The organism is Micromonospora sp. NPDC057141, assembly GCF_042670805.1.
Lineage (GTDB): Bacteria > Actinomycetota > Actinomycetes > Mycobacteriales > Micromonosporaceae > Micromonospora.
On sequence record NZ_JBHUVA010000021.1, the window covers coordinates 69,268 to 85,379 of the forward strand.

The 16,112-nt window shown below is 72.3% G+C and carries 17 protein-coding genes and 1 pseudogene; 7 read left to right on the forward strand and 11 right to left on the reverse strand.

Annotation, left to right across the window (positions count from 1 at the left end; translation table 11 throughout):
- Window positions 1-7 precede the first annotated feature (7 nt).
- The 4 genes from ACFT41_RS14395 to ACFT41_RS14410 form a co-directional block, all read right to left on the reverse strand.
- Window positions 8-952, reverse strand: a complete 945-nt coding sequence (locus ACFT41_RS14395) for an acyltransferase domain-containing protein (RefSeq protein ID WP_377585485.1) — start codon at window positions 950-952, stop codon at window positions 8-10.
- 117 nt (window positions 953-1,069) lie between these two features.
- The gene (locus ACFT41_RS14400) at window positions 1,070-1,519 is read right to left on the reverse strand and encodes a protein phosphatase (protein WP_377585488.1); all 450 of its coding nucleotides are present in this window, start codon (window positions 1,517-1,519) and stop codon (window positions 1,070-1,072) included.
- A gap of 26 nt (window positions 1,520-1,545) precedes the next feature.
- Window positions 1,546-2,454, reverse strand: a complete 909-nt coding sequence (locus ACFT41_RS14405) for a hypothetical protein (RefSeq protein WP_377585491.1) — start codon at window positions 2,452-2,454, stop codon at window positions 1,546-1,548.
- A gap of 68 nt (window positions 2,455-2,522) precedes the next feature.
- Entirely contained in the window at window positions 2,523-2,666 is a 144-nt protein-coding gene (locus ACFT41_RS14410; protein ID WP_377585494.1) for a hypothetical protein, read from the reverse strand.
- Window positions 2,667-3,137: 471 nt separating this feature from the next.
- On the opposite strand from ACFT41_RS14410, the gene ACFT41_RS14415 reads away from it, so the two are divergent.
- Both ACFT41_RS14415 and ACFT41_RS14420 read left to right on the forward strand, forming a co-directional pair.
- Window positions 3,138-4,109 carry a helix-turn-helix transcriptional regulator gene (locus ACFT41_RS14415; protein WP_377585496.1) on the forward strand — a complete coding sequence of 324 codons (972 nt, stop codon included), beginning with the start codon at window positions 3,138-3,140 and terminating at the stop codon, window positions 4,107-4,109.
- A complete protein-coding gene (locus ACFT41_RS14420; RefSeq protein WP_377585498.1) occupies window positions 4,106-4,855 on the forward strand; it encodes an SDR family oxidoreductase in 750 nt (249 codons plus the stop codon). The genes ACFT41_RS14415 and ACFT41_RS14420 overlap by 4 nt, the downstream gene beginning before the upstream one ends.
- 165 nt (window positions 4,856-5,020) lie before the next feature.
- Here ACFT41_RS14420 and ACFT41_RS14425 read toward each other — a convergent pair whose 3' ends face one another.
- Window positions 5,021-5,179: a hypothetical protein gene (locus tag ACFT41_RS14425; RefSeq protein ID WP_377585501.1), complete on the reverse strand. Its 159-nt coding sequence runs from the start codon at window positions 5,177-5,179 to the stop codon at window positions 5,021-5,023.
- Between the two features lie 182 nt (window positions 5,180-5,361).
- Here ACFT41_RS14425 and ACFT41_RS14430 point away from each other — a divergent pair, with 182 nt between their 5' ends.
- Window positions 5,362-5,736, forward strand: a complete 375-nt coding sequence (locus tag ACFT41_RS14430) for a hypothetical protein (protein ID WP_377585504.1) — start codon at window positions 5,362-5,364, stop codon at window positions 5,734-5,736.
- Window positions 5,737-5,803: 67 nt separating this feature from the next.
- Here the strand turns inward: ACFT41_RS14430 and ACFT41_RS14435 are convergent.
- Window positions 5,804-6,187: pseudogene (locus ACFT41_RS14435) on the reverse strand (ATP-binding cassette domain-containing protein); the annotation flags it as partial.
- 64 nt (window positions 6,188-6,251) lie between these two features.
- Window positions 6,252-7,304 carry a LacI family DNA-binding transcriptional regulator gene (locus ACFT41_RS14440; protein ID WP_377585508.1) on the reverse strand — a complete coding sequence of 351 codons (1,053 nt, stop codon included), beginning with the start codon at window positions 7,302-7,304 and terminating at the stop codon, window positions 6,252-6,254.
- 550 nt (window positions 7,305-7,854) lie between these two features.
- On the opposite strand from ACFT41_RS14440, the gene ACFT41_RS14445 reads away from it, so the two are divergent.
- Complete coding sequence (locus tag ACFT41_RS14445; RefSeq protein WP_377585511.1) at window positions 7,855-9,948, forward strand: cellulase family glycosylhydrolase; 2,094 nt, start codon at window positions 7,855-7,857, stop codon at window positions 9,946-9,948.
- Window positions 9,949-10,048: 100 nt separating this feature from the next.
- On the opposite strand, the gene ACFT41_RS14450 is transcribed toward ACFT41_RS14445, so the two are convergent.
- On the reverse strand, window positions 10,049-10,876 hold the full coding sequence (locus tag ACFT41_RS14450; RefSeq protein ID WP_377585514.1) for a PIG-L family deacetylase: 828 nt from the start codon (window positions 10,874-10,876) through the stop codon (window positions 10,049-10,051).
- Between the two features lie 73 nt (window positions 10,877-10,949).
- On the opposite strand from ACFT41_RS14450, the gene ACFT41_RS14455 reads away from it, so the two are divergent.
- Window positions 10,950-11,663, forward strand: coding sequence for a hypothetical protein (locus ACFT41_RS14455; RefSeq protein ID WP_377585517.1), 714 nt, complete (start codon window positions 10,950-10,952; stop codon window positions 11,661-11,663).
- Window positions 11,664-11,742: 79 nt separating this feature from the next.
- Here the strand turns inward: ACFT41_RS14455 and ACFT41_RS14460 are convergent, their stop codons facing one another.
- The gene (locus tag ACFT41_RS14460; protein ID WP_377585520.1) at window positions 11,743-12,558 is read right to left on the reverse strand and encodes an IclR family transcriptional regulator; all 816 of its coding nucleotides are present in this window, start codon (window positions 12,556-12,558) and stop codon (window positions 11,743-11,745) included.
- A gap of 134 nt (window positions 12,559-12,692) precedes the next feature.
- Here ACFT41_RS14460 and ACFT41_RS14465 point away from each other — a divergent pair, with 134 nt between their 5' ends.
- Both ACFT41_RS14465 and dmpG read left to right on the forward strand, forming a co-directional pair.
- Complete coding sequence (locus ACFT41_RS14465; protein ID WP_377585524.1) at window positions 12,693-13,628, forward strand: acetaldehyde dehydrogenase (acetylating); 936 nt, start codon at window positions 12,693-12,695, stop codon at window positions 13,626-13,628.
- The gene (gene dmpG, locus ACFT41_RS14470; protein ID WP_377585526.1) at window positions 13,625-14,647 is read left to right on the forward strand and encodes a 4-hydroxy-2-oxovalerate aldolase; all 1,023 of its coding nucleotides are present in this window, start codon (window positions 13,625-13,627) and stop codon (window positions 14,645-14,647) included. Before ACFT41_RS14465 ends, dmpG begins: the two co-directional genes overlap by 4 nt.
- A 27-nt stretch (window positions 14,648-14,674) precedes the next feature.
- Here dmpG and ACFT41_RS14475 read toward each other — a convergent pair whose 3' ends face one another.
- Both ACFT41_RS14475 and ACFT41_RS14480 read right to left on the reverse strand, forming a co-directional pair.
- Window positions 14,675-15,520, reverse strand: a complete 846-nt coding sequence (locus ACFT41_RS14475) for a hypothetical protein (protein ID WP_377585528.1) — start codon at window positions 15,518-15,520, stop codon at window positions 14,675-14,677.
- Window positions 15,517-16,026, reverse strand: a complete 510-nt coding sequence (locus ACFT41_RS14480; protein ID WP_377585531.1) for a sigma-70 family RNA polymerase sigma factor — start codon at window positions 16,024-16,026, stop codon at window positions 15,517-15,519. Before ACFT41_RS14480 ends, ACFT41_RS14475 begins: the two co-directional genes overlap by 4 nt.
- Window positions 16,027-16,112: the final 86 nt, after the last annotated feature.

The window sequence follows — 16,112 nt, forward strand, 5'->3', positions numbered from 1 at the left end:
GGGCGGCCTAGATCGGAAAGCGGCCGTGGCGCCATTGCCAGTGGCGGCCGGCCTTCAGGTGGTCGACGACCGCGCGCTGGAGCGCGGTGCGGCGCGGCAGCCGGTCGAGCGGCGTGGCCAGGGTGCGGAACACGTACCGCCGCACCTCGACATCGGCGTCCAGCCCTTCCGGCTCCTCGTAGGGCTCCAGCTCGAACCTCCGCTGGAACCGCACGATGTTGGAGTCCTCGGGCAGGTATTCCCGCAGCTGCGGGTCGAGCAGCCACGAGCCGCAGACGAACGCCGTGTAGTGCTCGTCGGGAAAGTGGCGCGGGAAGAACGCAAGGGCCTCGTCGAGCGACGCCGCGACCGCCTCCGGGGTCAACGGCCCCGAGTCGGGAATGTGCAGGCCGATGTCGCCGTCGCCGCGGTGGTGCTGCAGCCGGCCCAGCTCGTAGACGCCGCCGCGCGCGTGCAGCGTCAGCCAGCTCTGCATGACCGGCCAGCCCTCGCCGTGCATCCGCCGGTCGATCGCGAGGTTGCGACCCAGGTCCGCGAGAGTCACCCACGACACGGCATCGGCGATGCCGTGGGCGCGGTGGTAACCCCGGACGACGTCGACCAGGGCCAGGTACGCGTACACGTAGAGATGCCGCCAGGCGGGGCCCCGGCCGCGCGGCAGCTCCGGGCCGGGCGACAGCCAGCCGTGGCCGCCGAGGTCGGCGCGCACCAGGGCGATCGAGCGGTCCAGCAGCCAGCGCAGCTCCGGAGTCCACAACGGGGAGTCGTCGTCGGGCCAGCCCAACATGATCTCGGCGGCGTCGTCCGGGGGCACCGCGAGCCGGTCGAGGATCGCGGGCGCGTCGCCCTTGGCAGGCAGCGGAGCCGACGGCCGGTCCCCAGCGAGCCGATGCACGCGCTCGACGTCCTCGACGGGTACCCCGAGCCGGGCGGCAATGTCGTCGGAATCCACGCCGACGACGCTACCGGCAGGTGGGGCGCCGCAACAGGCCGGCGCACGATGACCAGCAGTCGATCGGGGCCGGCAGCGGTGGACGAACCGGAGCCGGGCGGGACGGGCACGTACCGGTCAGCGCCGGTGCGTCGCCGGGTCGAAGCGGGCGACGAAACGCCGCTGCCACGGCGTCTCGACGGCCCGGGGCAGGTAGTGCTCGCGGACGTAGGCGACGGCCTCCGCCGGGGGCACGCCATCGAGGATCGCCAGGCACGACAGTGCCGTCCCGGTACGCCCGAAGCCTCCGCCGCAGGCCACCTCGACCCGTTGCGTCGCGGCCCGGCCCAGCACCTCGCGCAGGGCGGCCACGAAGTCCGCGCGGTCGGCCGGCAGCCAGAAGTCCCGACAGCGGACCCACCGGCTCTCCCACGTCACCGGCTCCGGCGGGGCGCCCACCAGGTAGACCCCGAACTGCGGCTCGGGCCCGTCCGGCAGCGGATCCCGCAGGCCACGGCCGCGCACCAGCCGCCCGGACGGCAGCCGCATGACACCCGCTGCCTTCGGCTGCCAGCCGGCTTCGGTCATTCGCCACACCCTCCCCGCTGCCGGCGTCAGCGCCGGACGCCACCCGGCCGGCCTCGGCCGGTGCCGAAGGCCCGGTGACCGACGCGGGGAGCCTGCACCACCGGGGAGCTGCCCGCCCCGGGGCGGAAGTTCCGCGCCGCGTCGGCAACCATCTCCTCGGGATCGCCACCGAGTGCCTGCCGGATGTGCTGCGGGACCGCCTCGGACGTCGCCATCGCCATCCGCACCTGCACCGAGCGGTCGTCGACCAGGCGTCGCAGATCCGCCTCGGTCAACTCGACCGCGAGCACCAGCGCGACGCGGACGTCCGCCACGGGGTCCTGGGCGAGCGCGCTGCGTTGGGCGGTGGTGGTCCGCGGGTTGCGGGCGAGCCCCTTGCGTACGCGCGCGGTGCGATCGGCCATCAGGGCGGAGATCACATCGGGGTCGTGGGTGTGGGTGGCGAGCCGTTCCCGAACCTCGGGTGAGACGTCGTCGACCAGCCGCGCGGCCAGCTCGGGCTCCAGTTCGCGCGACTCGGCGAGGAGACCGCGAAGCTCCTTGTCGGGGGCCTGCGCCATCACCCGGCGAACCGACTCGTCGCAGGCCGGGTTGCCGGCGACCGCCCAGCGGATCCACCGGTCGGCGTCCTTGACGAGTCGCAGGAGGTTGCCGATCGAGGTCGAGGGGTTTCTCGCCACGGCCTCCCGGACGTCGCGATCATGGTCGCGGGTCAGCGGCCGCAGTGCCTGCGCGGGCGCGTCGGTGCGACTCGCGACCGTCCTACGGACCCGGGGCGACGGGTCGGACGCCAGGTCGATGAGGGTCAGCTGGGGCGTTGCCGGGTCCTGGGCGAGGGCGAGCCGCGCATCGGCACCGTCGTCCTCCGCACCGTCCGCGGCGGCACCCGACCCACTGCGACGGTTGGGCCCGCCGACATCCTGCTGGTTCCCCATGGGCGCCATCATGTCACGAGCCCGCGCGGGCACGAAGTTCGTCGGCCGAGCCCCACCGGGTGGCCTCTTCAGAAACCGGTCCCGGGTTCCCAGGAATGCGCTGTGCGCGGCGCGACGCCACGGCGCGAGTTCGGGGTGTCGATCTCGGCCCAACGGGTGTCGTCGACGCGGAGGGCCACGTCGACGTCTGGCAGGGCCTCGATCAGGCGCATCCGCTGGTCCTCGCTCGGGTGGGTGCTCCACGGAGACCGCCAACAACCAGGCCTCACCGGACGACGTACCGGCTGGACGCCCCTGCGGGTCGGCAAGCAGCTGCTCGTGCGTCGACCGGTCGAGCTCCAGCCCCCGCCGGAACCCCCATCGGCCGATCATCCTGGTGCCACGCCAGGGCGCCAGGGCCGGGCCGTACACGTCCAGGTTCCACAGGCAGGCAGGGCACCAGGAGAGCGTGCCCATGTCCAGCGGGCCCAGGTCGTGGGCGCGGGCCGGACACCTGCTCGGCATCGTCGGCATCGTCGGCACGACGCTGGAGTTCATGGCGCCGCACGCGCGCACCAGACGCCCTTTCGAACGGCCGTGCCGTGCGCGCCACCACGCCCTCGGGACCTGGCGTGATCGTTCAAGACCGGCCGGCGGTGGCCGACATAGTGTCCACCTGAAGATCGCAGCGGGCAGGAGGGCCGGTGGACGAGTTCGCAAGCGGGGTCCTCGTCGCCACGGTACGGCGCGCGCTCGCCGAGGAAGGAATCGCGGCGGCGGTGGACACCCCCGGTGGGGCACTGGTGCCGCTCGACGTCAAGCGTCGGCTCCTGGCCGGCATAGCCGAGACCCACGGGCTGCTGCCGCTGCTCCGCGTGGGCCACCTCCTGTTCCGGCTTCCGCCCGACCCGGCCATGTCGGCGCTCGTGGCCGCCGACTCTCCCACGGAACTGTTCGAGCGGTGGAGCCGGCTGGAGTCGTTCGTCCACTCGCGGCACCGGGTCGTGGTGCGGGAGACGGGCGCGGCCCATCTCGTCGCCGAACATGTCGGGCCGCCGGGGTCGCCGCCCGAGCCGGGCGAGAACGCCCTGATCCTGGGCGTCCTGGCCGCGTTGTTGACGGCGATCGGCGCACGTGGCGTCACGGTCGCCCTTGCACCGGACCCTGCGCTGATCGTGTGCGCCGACGGTGTCTTCACCGCCCCGCCGCCGGGTCGTGCGACCGGGCGCTGGCACTTCTCCTGGTCGTCGCTGACGCCGGCGATACCGGTGGCCGGACCTGTTCGCGGCCATGACGTCGCTTCGCACGCTCGCTGCCTGCTCGTCGGCGACCCCGCGCGCCGCTGGACCCTTGCCGCTCTGGCGGCCGGCCTCGGCACGTCGCCGCGCAGCCTACAGCGCCAGCTCCAGGCCGAGGGGGGATTCAGCACCCTGCTCGCGGCCACGCGGGCGGAGGCCGCCGCAGCGCTCCTCATGAACACCGAGCATCCGCTCGGCATGATCGGCTTCGTCTGCGGCTACGCCGACCAACCGCACTTCTGCCGCGGGTTCAAGCGCCGTACCGCCATGACACCCGCCGCGTACCGCTCGGCGTTTCGCCGCCCGTGTCCGCGAGAGCCGGGAAGACCACACGTCGGTCACCTCACTGACCACCGGACAGAACAGGTAAGAGCATGAAGCTCGCAGGTACGACCGCTCTCGTCACGGGCGCCGCACGCGGCATCGGCCGAGAGTTCAGCCGACAGCTGGTGGAGCGCGGTGCGCACGTGGTGGCCGTCGGGCGCGATCGCGACAACCTGGCGGCCCTGACGGCCGAGCACGGCGACCGGGTCAGTCCCTGGCCGGTCGATCTCGCCGAGCCGGGCGCCGTGGATGCCTTCGTCGGCGAGGTCGCCGAATGCCATCCCACCCTCTCGGTGGTGATCAACAATGCTGGCGTGCAGACGCTCACCAACTTCTTCGCTGACGACCCGCATCGCCTGCGGCCGGCCCTGCGCCGCGAGGCGGCGGTGAACTTCGACGCCGTCGTCACGCTCTCGACGGGCCTGCTGCCGCAGCTGCGCCGGCAACCCGCCTCCGCCATCGTCAACATCACGACCGGCCTGGCGCTCGCGCCGAAGCGGTCGGCGCCCGTGTACTGCGCCACCAAGGCGGGCGTGCGGGCCTTCACCCGAGCGCTTCGGTACCAATGTCAGGATCTCGCCCCACAGGTACGGGTGGTCGACGCGGTCATGGCACTGGTCGACACGGACATGACTCGTGGCCGGGGCCGTGGGAAGATCGGCGCGGCCCACGCGGCGACGGCGGTGCTCGACGGTGTTTGCAGCGGCCGCGACGAGATCTATGTCGGCAACACCAAGCTCCTGCGCATGATGATGCGGCTCTCGCCCACTCTCGGCTATCGCCTCCTCCGCAACAACTGACCGGACAAGCCGGACGATGGCCGGTACGTGGCGGACTCAGCCGGTGGCTGCCATCGCGGCTCGCCGACAGTCCCGGCTGTCCTCGTCGAACGCGACGAGTCGCAGCACAACGGGCAGGGGCTGGTCAGCTCCCTGCCCGTCCACGCCGAGCCGATCGGGCCGGCGTCACGCCGGCTGGCCCCAGACGACGGCGATGCTGCCGAGGTCGGCCGGGGAGTACCGGACCGCCACCGCGCCGCCCGGTCGGAGCTGGCCGAGGTGCGCCAGCGGCACCAGGCCGGTGTGCGTGGCGGGGAAGGGCGGCCGGTCGTCGGGGGTGACCATGAGCTGGATCTCGACGAGGGGCGCGTGGTTGACGTACCCCCCGGTCTCGCGGAGTCCGACGATCGTGGCTGTCGCCGGCGCGCCGGTCGTGGCGAGGTGGGCTGCATGTCGCCGCGAATCCGGGCGTTCCAGCCGGCGACCGCCGCCGGCCAGCTGGCCGGGTCGACGCCGATCGTCGCCGCGTGCTGGGCCATGCCGGCCTCGTCGAGGCCGCGCGTGGCGGCGGCCTCGACACCCGGGCGTACATCTCCAGGCCGACCCCTTCGATCGGCGCGAGCCGCGGGTCGCCCGGCGGTACGTCGGCCGGCTGCGGCACCGCCACGTTGCCGAAGCCGGCGACCCCACCGCCGAAGCCGGCGCCGAAACCGCCGGCGGCCTGGGCCGCCTGCTGCTGCGGGGCGCGCGCCTCGGAGATCATCGCGGGAGCCGCCTCGACGACGTTCTTCATGTCCTTGAGCTGCTTGAACAGTCCCATTGCCGGGTTCCTCCTTGTCGGGGCCGGCTCGTGCCGGCGCTGGAACCAGTTCACGCCACGGCGCGGCCCGGCACCTGAGTAGGCGCTACTCATCCCTTGCGCAGGCTGCTGCTCAGCCCGCCGTGCCGACGCACACCCCCTAGAGCTTCCTAGGACAGATCCCGCCGGGGGCGCAGGAAGCGGTCGTCGTGGCTGACCACGACGAACGCCCCCCGGTACGACACCAGCGCGCTCTCCATCTGCGCCACGCTGGCCAGGTCGAGGTTGTTGGTGGGCTCTTCGAGCAGCAGCAGCTGCGGTGCCGGCTCGGCGTTCAGGATGCAGGCCAGCGTGGCGCGCAGCCGTTCGCCGCCGGACAGCGCGCCGACCGGCAGGTGGGCGCGGGCAGCGCGGAACAGGAAGCGGGCCAGCAGGTTCATCCGTTCCGCCTCGGCCCTCGCCGGCGCGAAGGCGGCCAGGTTCTCGGCGACCGTCCGGTCCGGGTCGAGCAGATCGAGGCGCTGCGACAGGTACGCCACCCGGCTCTGCGCCCGCGCCGCGACGCCGGAAACCGGTTCCTGGTGGTCACCGATCGGGTGGCCGGCGCCGTGCAGTGCCTCAGCTCGCCGGGGGCGCGGTGCTCTGTCGGACCGTGAGGGTCGTCGCCAGTTCCAGTCGCAGCTGGGCGTTGCGTTCGCCCCGCCCGAGGGCGAGCGCCAACTCGGTGGCGGTCGCCGCCATCTCGATCAGCGGCTGGTGGACGGTGGTCAGCGGGGGTTCGATCAGTGCGGCCAGCGGCAGATCGTCGAAGCCCACCACGCTGAGGTCGGCGGGAATCCGCAGCCCCTGCGCCCGTGCGGCCTGGTACACGCCGAGGGCCTGCTGATCGTTGCAGGCGAAGATCGCCGTGGGTCGGTCGGGCCGGTCCAGCAGGTCGAGCGCGGCGGACCGGCCGTCGACGTGGTTCAGCCCGGTGTGGACGACCAGGCCGGGCTCCGCCGGCAGACCGGACGCGTCGATGGCGGCCCGGTAACCGTCCAGCCGGGCCCGGCAGCACAGGATGCGCTCCGGGCCTCCGATCATCGCGATGCGTCGGTGGCCCAGCTCGATCAGGTGGCGGGTGGCGGACCGGCCGCCGGCCCAGTTCGTCGCTCCGACGAAGGGAACGTCGTCGGGCAGCTCGGTGGTGGGGTCGAAGACCACGAACGGGATACCGCGGGCGCGTAGCTGGTCGTGCTGCTCCTCGCCCAGCTGGGCCACCACCACCAGACAGTCCGGACGGCGGGCGAGGGTGTCGTCGATCCAGTAACGGATCGCGTTGCGCTGCGGGCCGAACTCGGTCAGGACGACTCCGACCCGCTGCTTCCGGGCGGCCTGCTCGACGCCTCGGATGATCTGCAGGCCCCACATGTCCTCGATCTCGTCGAAGACGAGCTCCATCGTGTTGCTCCGGGTGGTCGGCGCGGACCTGCGATATCCGTGCTGGTTGATGGCCGCCTCCACCCGGGCCCGGGTGTCGGCGGCGACGCCGGACCGCCCGTTGATCACCTTCGACACGGTCGGGATCGACACTCCTGCCGATTCGGCGATGACGGCGATCGTCACCGGCCTGGTCGGGTCAGCGACCGATCCCGGGTCGCCGACCGGCTCACCCGACTCGGCGTGCGTCAACCCGGCCTCCTCCTGGAGCGCTCCCGCGATGGCCGCGGGCCACGACAGCCCTGCCGCATGGCGGGCCACCAGCGTCGTTCCGCGCGCAAGGATAACCGTTCGGTCGCCGCCCGGTGGGCGCGACGACTTTCCGTACCCGGTCCGACAGTTTCCAAAGTGGATCACGACTTTCCGGGGGAGCCCGGTCCGGCAGACCCCGGGAACTGCCGGTTGCCAGCCGCCGCCCCACCCAGGCACGAGATTCATTGACGGGCATCAGCGCTTCACGTAACGTCGGACCAGAAACTTTCGGCCTCGCAGGACCGATCGTTTCCCTTCGGGAGCCGTGAAGGTCTCGGCGGACGCCCGGGCAGCGTCCGCACACTCCGCATTCCCCGGCCGCGCGGTAGGGCAGCGACGTCCGCCCGCGCGGCCCTCGGGCACCCCCTCAAGCAAAAGAGCACGGAGTGGCAGGACCAGGCCCTGGATGCCCCGGCCCCATCGGGACGGCACGGGCCGGCGAGACGTCCAGCCCCACCCCGACAAGCGCCACCACGGCGAGGAGTCCCTGATGAGTTCGCAACACCTCGGAAAGACGCGACGGCGGATCGGCCTGGTCGCCGCCGCAGTCGCCACGCTGATGACGGCGGGCACGATGGTCGCCGGCAACGCCCAGGCAGCCGCCGGCTGCCAGGTGACGTACGCGGTGCCGTCCCAGTGGCAGGGCGGGTTCACCGCCGACGTGAAGGTCACCAACCTCGGCGACGCGATCAACGGCTGGAGCCTGGGCTGGACGTTCCCGTCCGGCCAGCGGGTCACCCAGGCGTGGAACGCGACGGTCACCTCGTCGGGTGACCAGGTCACCGCGAAGAACATGAGCTACAACGCGGCGATCGCCACGAACGCCACGGTCTCCTTCGGCTTCAACGGCTCGTGGTCGGGCAGCAACACCGCGCCGACCTCGTTCACCCTCAACGGTGTCACCTGCACCGGGAGCGTGGGCGGCACGCCGACCCCGACGCCCACCCCTCCCCCGTCCCCGACGCCCACGACCTCGCCGTCGCCCTCCCCGGGTGGGGATGCGATGGCCACCGTCGCGGCGATGCAACCCGGGTGGAACCTGGGCAACACCTACGACGCCATCCCCGACGAGACCGCCTGGGGCAACCCGCCGGTGACCCAGGCCCTGCTGCACCAGATCCGTTCGCAGGGCTACCGCAGCATCCGGATCCCGGTGACCTGGAGCAACCACCACGGGCCGGCACCGACGTACACGCTCGACCCGGCCTGGTTGAGCAAGGTCCGGCAGGTCGTCGACTGGTCGCTGGCGGAGGGCCTCTACGTGTTGGTCAACCTGCACCACGACTCCTGGCAGTGGATCAACACCTATCCCGGTGACCGCACGAACGTGATGAACCGGTACACCGCGCTGTGGACGCAGCTCGCCACCACCTTCCGCGACTACTCGTCGAAGCTGACGTTCGAGAGCATCAACGAGCCGCAGTTCGCCGGCACGTCCGGTGACGCCCAGAGCGACGAGGTGCTGCGCGAGCTGAACCTCGCGTTCGTTCGCCTGATGCGCCAGTCCGGTGGGAACAACGCCACCCGGCTGCTCGTGCTGCCCACCCTCTACACGAACTCCAACCAGGCGCAGCTCGACGCGCTGACGACCACGATCGACCAGCTCGGGGACAAGAACATCGCCGCGACCGTCCACTTCTACGGCTGGTGGCCGTTCAGCGTCAACATCGCCGGCGGCACCCGCTACGACAGCAACGTCGAGCAGGACATCGTCGACGGCTTCGACCGCGTCCATCAGACGTTCGTCTCCCGGAACATCCCGGTGATCATCGGCGAGTGGGCGCTGCTCAGCTACGACTACACCCGGCCCGGCATCATCGAACGCGGCGAACTGCTCAAGTTCTTCGAGGCCGTCGGCTACCACACCCGGATCCGCAAGCTCACCACCATGCTCTGGGACGCGGGCTCGTTCCTCAACCGCAACACGCTGCAATGGCGGGACCAGGGCATCTACGAGATGATGAAAGCCAGCCTGGCCACCCGCTCCGCCACCGCGTCCTCGGACCAGGTCTACCTGCCCCGCACCGGCACCATCACCAGCAAGACGCTCACCCTGAACCTCAACGGGGCCACGTTCCAGGGCCTGCGGCAGGGCGGCACCAACCTGGTCAACGGCACCGACTACACCGTCTCCGGCAACACCCTCACCCTGACCGCCTCGGCCCTGACCCGGCTGGTCGGCAACCGCGCCTACGGCGTCAACGCCACCATCGAGGCCTACTTCTCGCAGGGCGTGCCGTGGCAGATCAGCATCATCACCTTCGACCCACCGACCCAGGCGGCGGCCACCGGAACGACCAGCTCGTTCACCATCCCCACCCAGTTCCGCGGTGACCAGCTCGCCACCATGGAGGCCAAGTACGCCGACGGCAGCCCCGCCGGCCCGGCCAACTGGACCTCCTACAAGGAGTTCTGGTCCAACTTCCAGCCCGACTACAGCGCGAACACGATCATCCTGAAGCCCGAGTTCTTCGCCGAGGTCAACGACGGCCCGGTCACGCTGACGTTCCACTTCTGGAGCGGCACGAAGATCACGTACCAGTTGACCAAGTCCGGAACCTCGGTCACCGGCGGACCCGCCTGACCTGACCACGGTAGGAGACGGGCCCGGAGCCACCTGGCGCCGGGCCCGTCGCGTCGAGGAACAGCGCGAGGCAGACGGGCCCGGCCCGGCGTGTGCGCGGTCAGCGCAGTCCGGCGAACAGGTCGTCCTCGGGCGTCGGCGCGCCGGTGGTGTCACGGACCCGGACGAAGGTCTCCATGCCCATCAGCTCGGTGAAGCGTTCCCGGCCGAGTTGCAGGAAGAAGATGCTCTCGGCCTGACTGGCGTGGGTGGCCAGCGACTCGAACTTCTGCGCGCCGTAGCCGCTCGTGTCCACCCAGGTGGTGATCTCCTCGTCGGGCAGGCCCAGCTGCGGCAGCTCCGACTCCCCGCCCGGCTCGGGAAACTCGACGCCCAGCTCCTTCATGACGCGGCCCAACTCCTGGAACGCGCTGTGCGGCACGGTGGTCCAGTAGACCTTCGCGGGGATGTCCGTCCGCTCGGCGGCGGCCATCGTGATGCGATGCGCCTGGATGTGGTCCGGATGGCCGTAGAAGCCGTTCTCGTCGTAGGTGACGACGACGTCGGGCCGGTAGCGCCGCATCAACTCGGCCAGCCGGTCGGCCGCCTCCGCCACCGGCGTGTTCCAGAACGCGCCGGGCGCGTCGTTGGTCGCCCAACCCATCATCCCCGAGTCGGCATAGTCGAGCGTCTCCAGGTGCGTGACCTGCAACGCCTCGCAACTGGCCGCCAACTCGGCCCGGCGCATCGCCGCCACGGCCTCCGGGTCGTGCCCCTCATCGCCCGGCTTGACCCCGCCGGCCCCGTCCCCGCACCGCCCGTCCGTGCAGGTGACGAGCACCGTCGTGATCCCCTCCGCCGCATACCGGGCGAGGACACCGCCGGTGCTGATCGCTTCGTCGTCCGGGTGCGCGTGCACCACCATCAAGGTCATAGATCGCTGAGCCACCCCACCACAATACGAGGGACGCCCGGCCCATTAGCATTGCCGCGGTCCGCGACGTCTGCTGAAATGAGGCGAGATGCGTTGGCTCCGGCAGTTGCTGGGTGGCAACCGGGTCCAGCTCGACCCGGAGCGGCAGCAGGCGCTGCTGCGCGACGTCCGGCACCGGTACGGCGCCCGCTCGCGGGCACGGTTTCCGGAACAGGTCGAGGCGATCACCCGGCTGTTGGACGACGACGACGGACTCGTGGTGGCGGCCCGGATCGTGAGCGAGGCAGCCGACGAGGCCCACACCGACCTCCAGGCCCAGGCCCACGACGTGCACCGGCGGACCGGCCGGCGGCTGCTGGTGCACCGCCGCAACTACCGGCCGCTGTGGAAGGAGGCCGGTCCTTCGCTGCGGTGGCCCCTGTTCGCGCTGCCGAGCGGCCTGCACCCGTACGCGCAGGTGGCCGCCGCCGTCGCGGTGGTCGGCAGCCGGGCATCCCGGCTCGACCGGGTGACCGACCCGGTCCCGCTGGTGACCCATGTGTTCGAGGTGCTCGACCTCACCACCGCCGGCTGGGAGTACGGCCGCGTGCAGGTCGACACCGACGCCGCCGCCCTCGCCGATCGACTGGTCTCGGCCGCCGGGCAGATCCTCGCGACCATGGACGACCCGCCCCGGCTGCCGCCTGCGGTCCGCGAGCTGATGCGCCGCAACAACACCCTCGACGTGCACGACCCGACCGCCCCGCGGGTGGTCGGCGGGATCAACCCGGGCGCGCGGATGCGAGAGATCCTCCTGGCCTGAGACACCGCGGCGGCCCTGCCCAAGGCACACCGGGTGGTCCGCCATGGAACGGAAGAGCCGCCGGGCCGGCGGGGAACCCTCAGTGGTGGCCGGGCGCTCGGGACAGGACGCGGGAGAGGGCGAGACTGGCGGTACGCACCGCCGGGGCGAGCCGGGCCGGCGGCAGCTGGTGGGCGGGCACCGAGATGGAGAGCGCGGCGACGATCTGGCCGTGCACCAGGACGGGCGAGGCCACGCAGGAGAGCCGTGGGGCTGCTTCCTGCCGGTCGTAGCCGACCCCGGAGTAGCGGATCTGGGCCAGTTCGTCGGCGAGTCGGCCGGGGTCGGTGATCGAGTACGGGGTCAGCCGGGGCAGTGGCTGCGCCAGTATCTCGTCGATGAGTTCCTGCCCGGACCAGGCGAGCAGCACCTTGCCGACGCCGGTGCAGGTCAGCGGCAGGCGTCCGCCGACGCGCGACGGTGTGTCGATGCCGGCGTGCCCGCGGATCTTGTCGGCGTAGATCACGTCGAGGCCGTCGCGGACGCCGAGGTGGATGGTCTCGTGGGTGGCCTCGTAGAGGTCCTGCATGAACGGCAGCGCGGCCTCGCGCAGGCGCAGTTTGACCGGCACGAGCTCGCCCAGCTCGAACAGCCCGATGCCGAGCAGGAACCCCGTCGGGCCGCGTTGCAGCAGCCCCAGTTCGGTGAGTTGCTCGGCCAGCCGGTGCACGGTGGCCTTCGGCAGGCCCGTGCGCCGGGACAGCTCGGTCAGACGCAGGGCCTCCTCCGCCGGGCGGAACGCGCGCAGCAGCCGTACCCCCCGGTCGAGCACGTTGCCGCGGGCGGGGTCCGCAGAGCCGGGCGGCGCCCCCGCGCTGTCGGTGCCGGCGAATCTTGCCTTGTTGTTCCGTGGCATGGAACACGAGGTTGCCAGCCGGCGGGCGCGGCGTCTACACCTGGATACCGGGATGCCGGCTGCGCCGACATGATCGTCCCGCCAGGCGGAACGGTCGCGGTGTCCGTTTCGTTCCAGGCCAAGGAGCAGGAGACATGCCCAAGACGAAGGTCGCCATCATCGGCTCCGGGAACATCGGCACCGACCTGATGATCAAGATTCTGCGGGGGTCGGAGACGATGGAGGTGGGCGCCCTCGTCGGCATCGACCCCCACTCCGACGGCCTGGCCCGGGCGGCTCGGCTCGGCGTGCCGGTCGTCTCGACCGGCGTGCGGGGGCTGCTCGACCACCCCGACTTCGGCGACATCCGGATCGTGTTCGACGCCACGTCGGCGCAGGCCCACCTCGCCAACGACGCCGCCCTGCGGGCAGCCGACCTCACGCTCGTCGACCTGACGCCGGCGGCGATCGGCCCGTACGTGGTGCCGCCGGTCAACCTCGACGAGCATCTCGGCGCGCGCAACCTGAACATGGTGACCTGCGGCGGGCAGGCGACCATCCCGATGGTCGCGGCGATCTCCTCGGTCGCCACCACGCACTACGCCGAGATCGTCGCGTCGATCTCGTCGCGCTCGGCCGGGCCCGGCACCCGGGCGAACATCGACGAGTTCACCGAGACCACCTCGCGGGCGATCGAGCAGGTGGGCAAGGTCCGGCGCGGCAAGGCGATCATCGTGCTGAATCCCGCCGAACCGCCGCTGATCATGCGCGACACCGTCTTCTGCATCGTCGACGACTGCGACCGCGACGCGGTCACGGCGGCCGTGCTGGCCATGGCCGAAAAGGTCCGGGCGTACGTGCCCGGGTACCGGCTCAAGCAGGACGTGCAGTTCCGCAGGATCACGGCGGGCGGCCCGGAAGCCGACCTCGTCCCGCACGCCCCACCCGGCGACCGCTGGGTGGTCAGCGTGTTCCTGGAGGTGGAGGGGGCGGGCCACTACCTGCCCACGTACGCGGGCAACCTGGACATCATGACCTCCGCCGCGCGGCAGGTCGGCGAGCGACTGGTGACGGCGGTGGCGGCCCGATGAACACCCGGATCTACGTACAGGACGTCACCCTCCGCGACGGCATGCACGCCATCCGGCACCGCTACACCCTCGACCACGTCCGGGCCATCGCCGCGGCCCTGGACGCCGCCGGCGTGGCCGCGATCGAGGTCTCGCACGGCGACGGGCTGGCCGGCAGCAGCCTCAACTACGGCCCCGGGGCGCACACCGACTGGGAGTGGATCGAGGCCGCCGCCGAGGTGGTGCGGCGGGCGACCCTCACCGGCCTCCTGCTGCCCGGCATCGGCACCGTGCACGAGCTGAGGAAGGCCTGGGACCACGGCATCCGCTCGATCCGCATCGCCACCCACTGCACCGAGGCCGACATCGCCAATCAGCACATCGCCGCCGCGCGGGAGCTGGGCATGGACGTCTCGGGCTTCCTGATGATGTCGCACATGGCGCCGCCGAAGGTGCTCGCCGAGCAGGCGAAGATCATGGAGGCGGCGGGCGCGCACTGCGTCTACGTCACCGACTCCGGCGGCCGGTTGACCATGGACGGCGTCCGGGAGCGCGTGCGCGCGTACCGCGACGTGCTCGCGCCGGAGACGCAGATCGGCATCCACGCCCACCACAACCTGGGTCTCGGCGTGGCCAACTCGGTCGTCGCGGTCGAGGAGGGGGTGTACCGGGTCGACGCGTCCCTGGCCGGCCAGGGCGCCGGCGCCGGGAACTGCCCGGTCGAGGCGTTCGTCGCCGTCGCCGACCTCACCGGCTGGGCACACGGCTGCGACCTGTTCGCGCTCATGGACGCGGCCGACGACCTCGTCCGCCCCCTCCAGGACCGCCCGGTCCGCGTCGACCGCGAGACGCTGACCCTGGGGTACGCCGGCGTCTACTCCAGCTTCCTGCGCCACGCCGAGGCCGCCGCCGCCGAGTACGGCCTCGACACCCGCAGCATCCTCGTCGAGGTGGGTCGACGGCAGCTGGTCGGCGGCCAGGAGGACATGATCGTCGACATCGCGCTCGACCTGCGACGGCAGCGCCCCGAGCGGTCGTAGCGCGGAACTCCTCCGCACCTCAGCCGCTCAGCTCGGCGCGGATCCGTTGTCGACCAGCCGGAACCGGGCGGTCACGGGCGCGTCGCCGGCCTCCTCGAGGATCAGCCCCCGGGTCGGCGAGTTCTGCAGGTACGCCGAGTGGCTGCTGATCGCGTACGCCGACCCGTCGCGGGCGACGGTGAACTGCTGCCCAGGTTCGTCCGGCGCGCATCCGGCCGCCTCGACCCGTAGCGGCTGGCTGCCCGACGAGCGGACCTCCCAGCAGGTGTCGGTCCCGTCGGCGCCGGGCTCGGCGGTGCGGATCTGGTAGGTGTCGGGCCCCTGCGGCACGAACACGAACAGCTGGCGTCCCTCGTCGCCGTCGACCTCCGCCAACCGGCCGTCGTCGAGCAGCGACAGCCCGCCCGCCGACGCCGCCACCCGCACGACGGTGACCTGACGCTGCCCGGACAGCAGCGGATCGCCGCTCGGGGGGCCGGCGGACGGGCTGGACGATCCGGTGGGCGGAGCGGACGTGCCGCCGGTCGGCCCGGACGACGTGCGGCCCGGCCCCGGCGACATGCGGCCCGGCGCGGGCGACGTGCGGCCCGGCCCGGGTGACGTGCCGTCCGGCCCGGGTGACGCGACCGGGCCGGCGGTCGGGCCCGCCGGGCCGACCGGGATGCTCTGCGGCGGGCCGCCCGCCCGGGCCAGCGCGACACCCGCGCCGAGCGCGACGACGGCAAGGGCAGCGAGCGAGACCGAGGCCGCCCGTCGATGCCGGCGTCGGGCGTCGCCGCGTCGCCGGACCTCGGCGGCGGCCGGGACCCTCCCCCGCCCGCCCTGCCCCGCCAGCGCCCGCAGGGCGTCGTCGAGCTGGTTGTCAGAGCTCATGACCGCGCCCTTTCGTTCACGCCGTGGTGCTCCGGTTCGGTCAGGTGCGCGGCGAGGGCCCGACGGCCGCGGGCCAGCCGCGTCTTGACGGTGTTCTCGTTGGTGCCGACCTCCGCCGCGATCTCGGCCACGCTCAGCCCGACCAGGTGGTGCAGCACCACGGCTCGGCGTTGCTCGGCGGAGATGTGCCGCAGCGCGGCCACGATCGCGACATGGTCGACCGAGACTGCGTCGACGCGCTGGTCGGGGGCCTCCCGGCGGTGGGCCCGCACCCGGTTGACGGTCTTGCGCCAGGCGCTCACCGCCACCCGGTACGCCACCCGGCGTACCCACGCCTCCGGGCTGTCGCACCCCCGCACGACGGCCCAGCGGTCCCAGGCCCGGGCGTACGCCTCCGCCACCGCGTCCTCGGCCTCGGCCCGGTTGCCGATCATCGCGTACAGCTGTCCCAGCACCCGGTGGGCGGACGCGGAGTAGAAGGCGTCGAACTCCGCGGCGTCACGCATCGGTCAAAGTCTCCACCGGGCCTGGTCGATTTCGGACACCGCCCCCTCGGGCGGGACACCGGCGGCCCGGCCGGGAACTGCCGGCC

Coding starts and splice junctions, on each gene's coding strand:
- ACFT41_RS14480 (WP_377585531.1), bottom strand. CDS start 16,026: ATGCGTGACGCCGCGGAGTTCGACGCCTTCTACTCCGCGTCCGCCCAC.
- ACFT41_RS14400 (WP_377585488.1), bottom strand. CDS start 1,519: ATGACCGAAGCCGGCTGGCAGCCGAAGGCAGCGGGTGTCATGCGGCTG.
- ACFT41_RS14445 (WP_377585511.1), top strand. CDS start 7,855: ATGAGTTCGCAACACCTCGGAAAGACGCGACGGCGGATCGGCCTGGTC.
- ACFT41_RS14465 (WP_377585524.1), top strand. CDS start 12,693: ATGCCCAAGACGAAGGTCGCCATCATCGGCTCCGGGAACATCGGCACC.
- ACFT41_RS14410 (WP_377585494.1), bottom strand. CDS start 2,666: ATGCGCCTGATCGAGGCCCTGCCAGACGTCGACGTGGCCCTCCGCGTC.
- ACFT41_RS14425 (WP_377585501.1), bottom strand. CDS start 5,179: ATGGTCACCCCCGACGACCGGCCGCCCTTCCCCGCCACGCACACCGGC.
- ACFT41_RS14460 (WP_377585520.1), bottom strand. CDS start 12,558: ATGCCACGGAACAACAAGGCAAGATTCGCCGGCACCGACAGCGCGGGG.
- ACFT41_RS14420 (WP_377585498.1), top strand. CDS start 4,106: ATGAAGCTCGCAGGTACGACCGCTCTCGTCACGGGCGCCGCACGCGGC.
- ACFT41_RS14475 (WP_377585528.1), bottom strand. CDS start 15,520: ATGAGCTCTGACAACCAGCTCGACGACGCCCTGCGGGCGCTGGCGGGG.
- ACFT41_RS14455 (WP_377585517.1), top strand. CDS start 10,950: ATGCGTTGGCTCCGGCAGTTGCTGGGTGGCAACCGGGTCCAGCTCGAC.
- ACFT41_RS14405 (WP_377585491.1), bottom strand. CDS start 2,454: ATGGGGAACCAGCAGGATGTCGGCGGGCCCAACCGTCGCAGTGGGTCG.
- dmpG (WP_377585526.1), top strand. CDS start 13,625: ATGAACACCCGGATCTACGTACAGGACGTCACCCTCCGCGACGGCATG.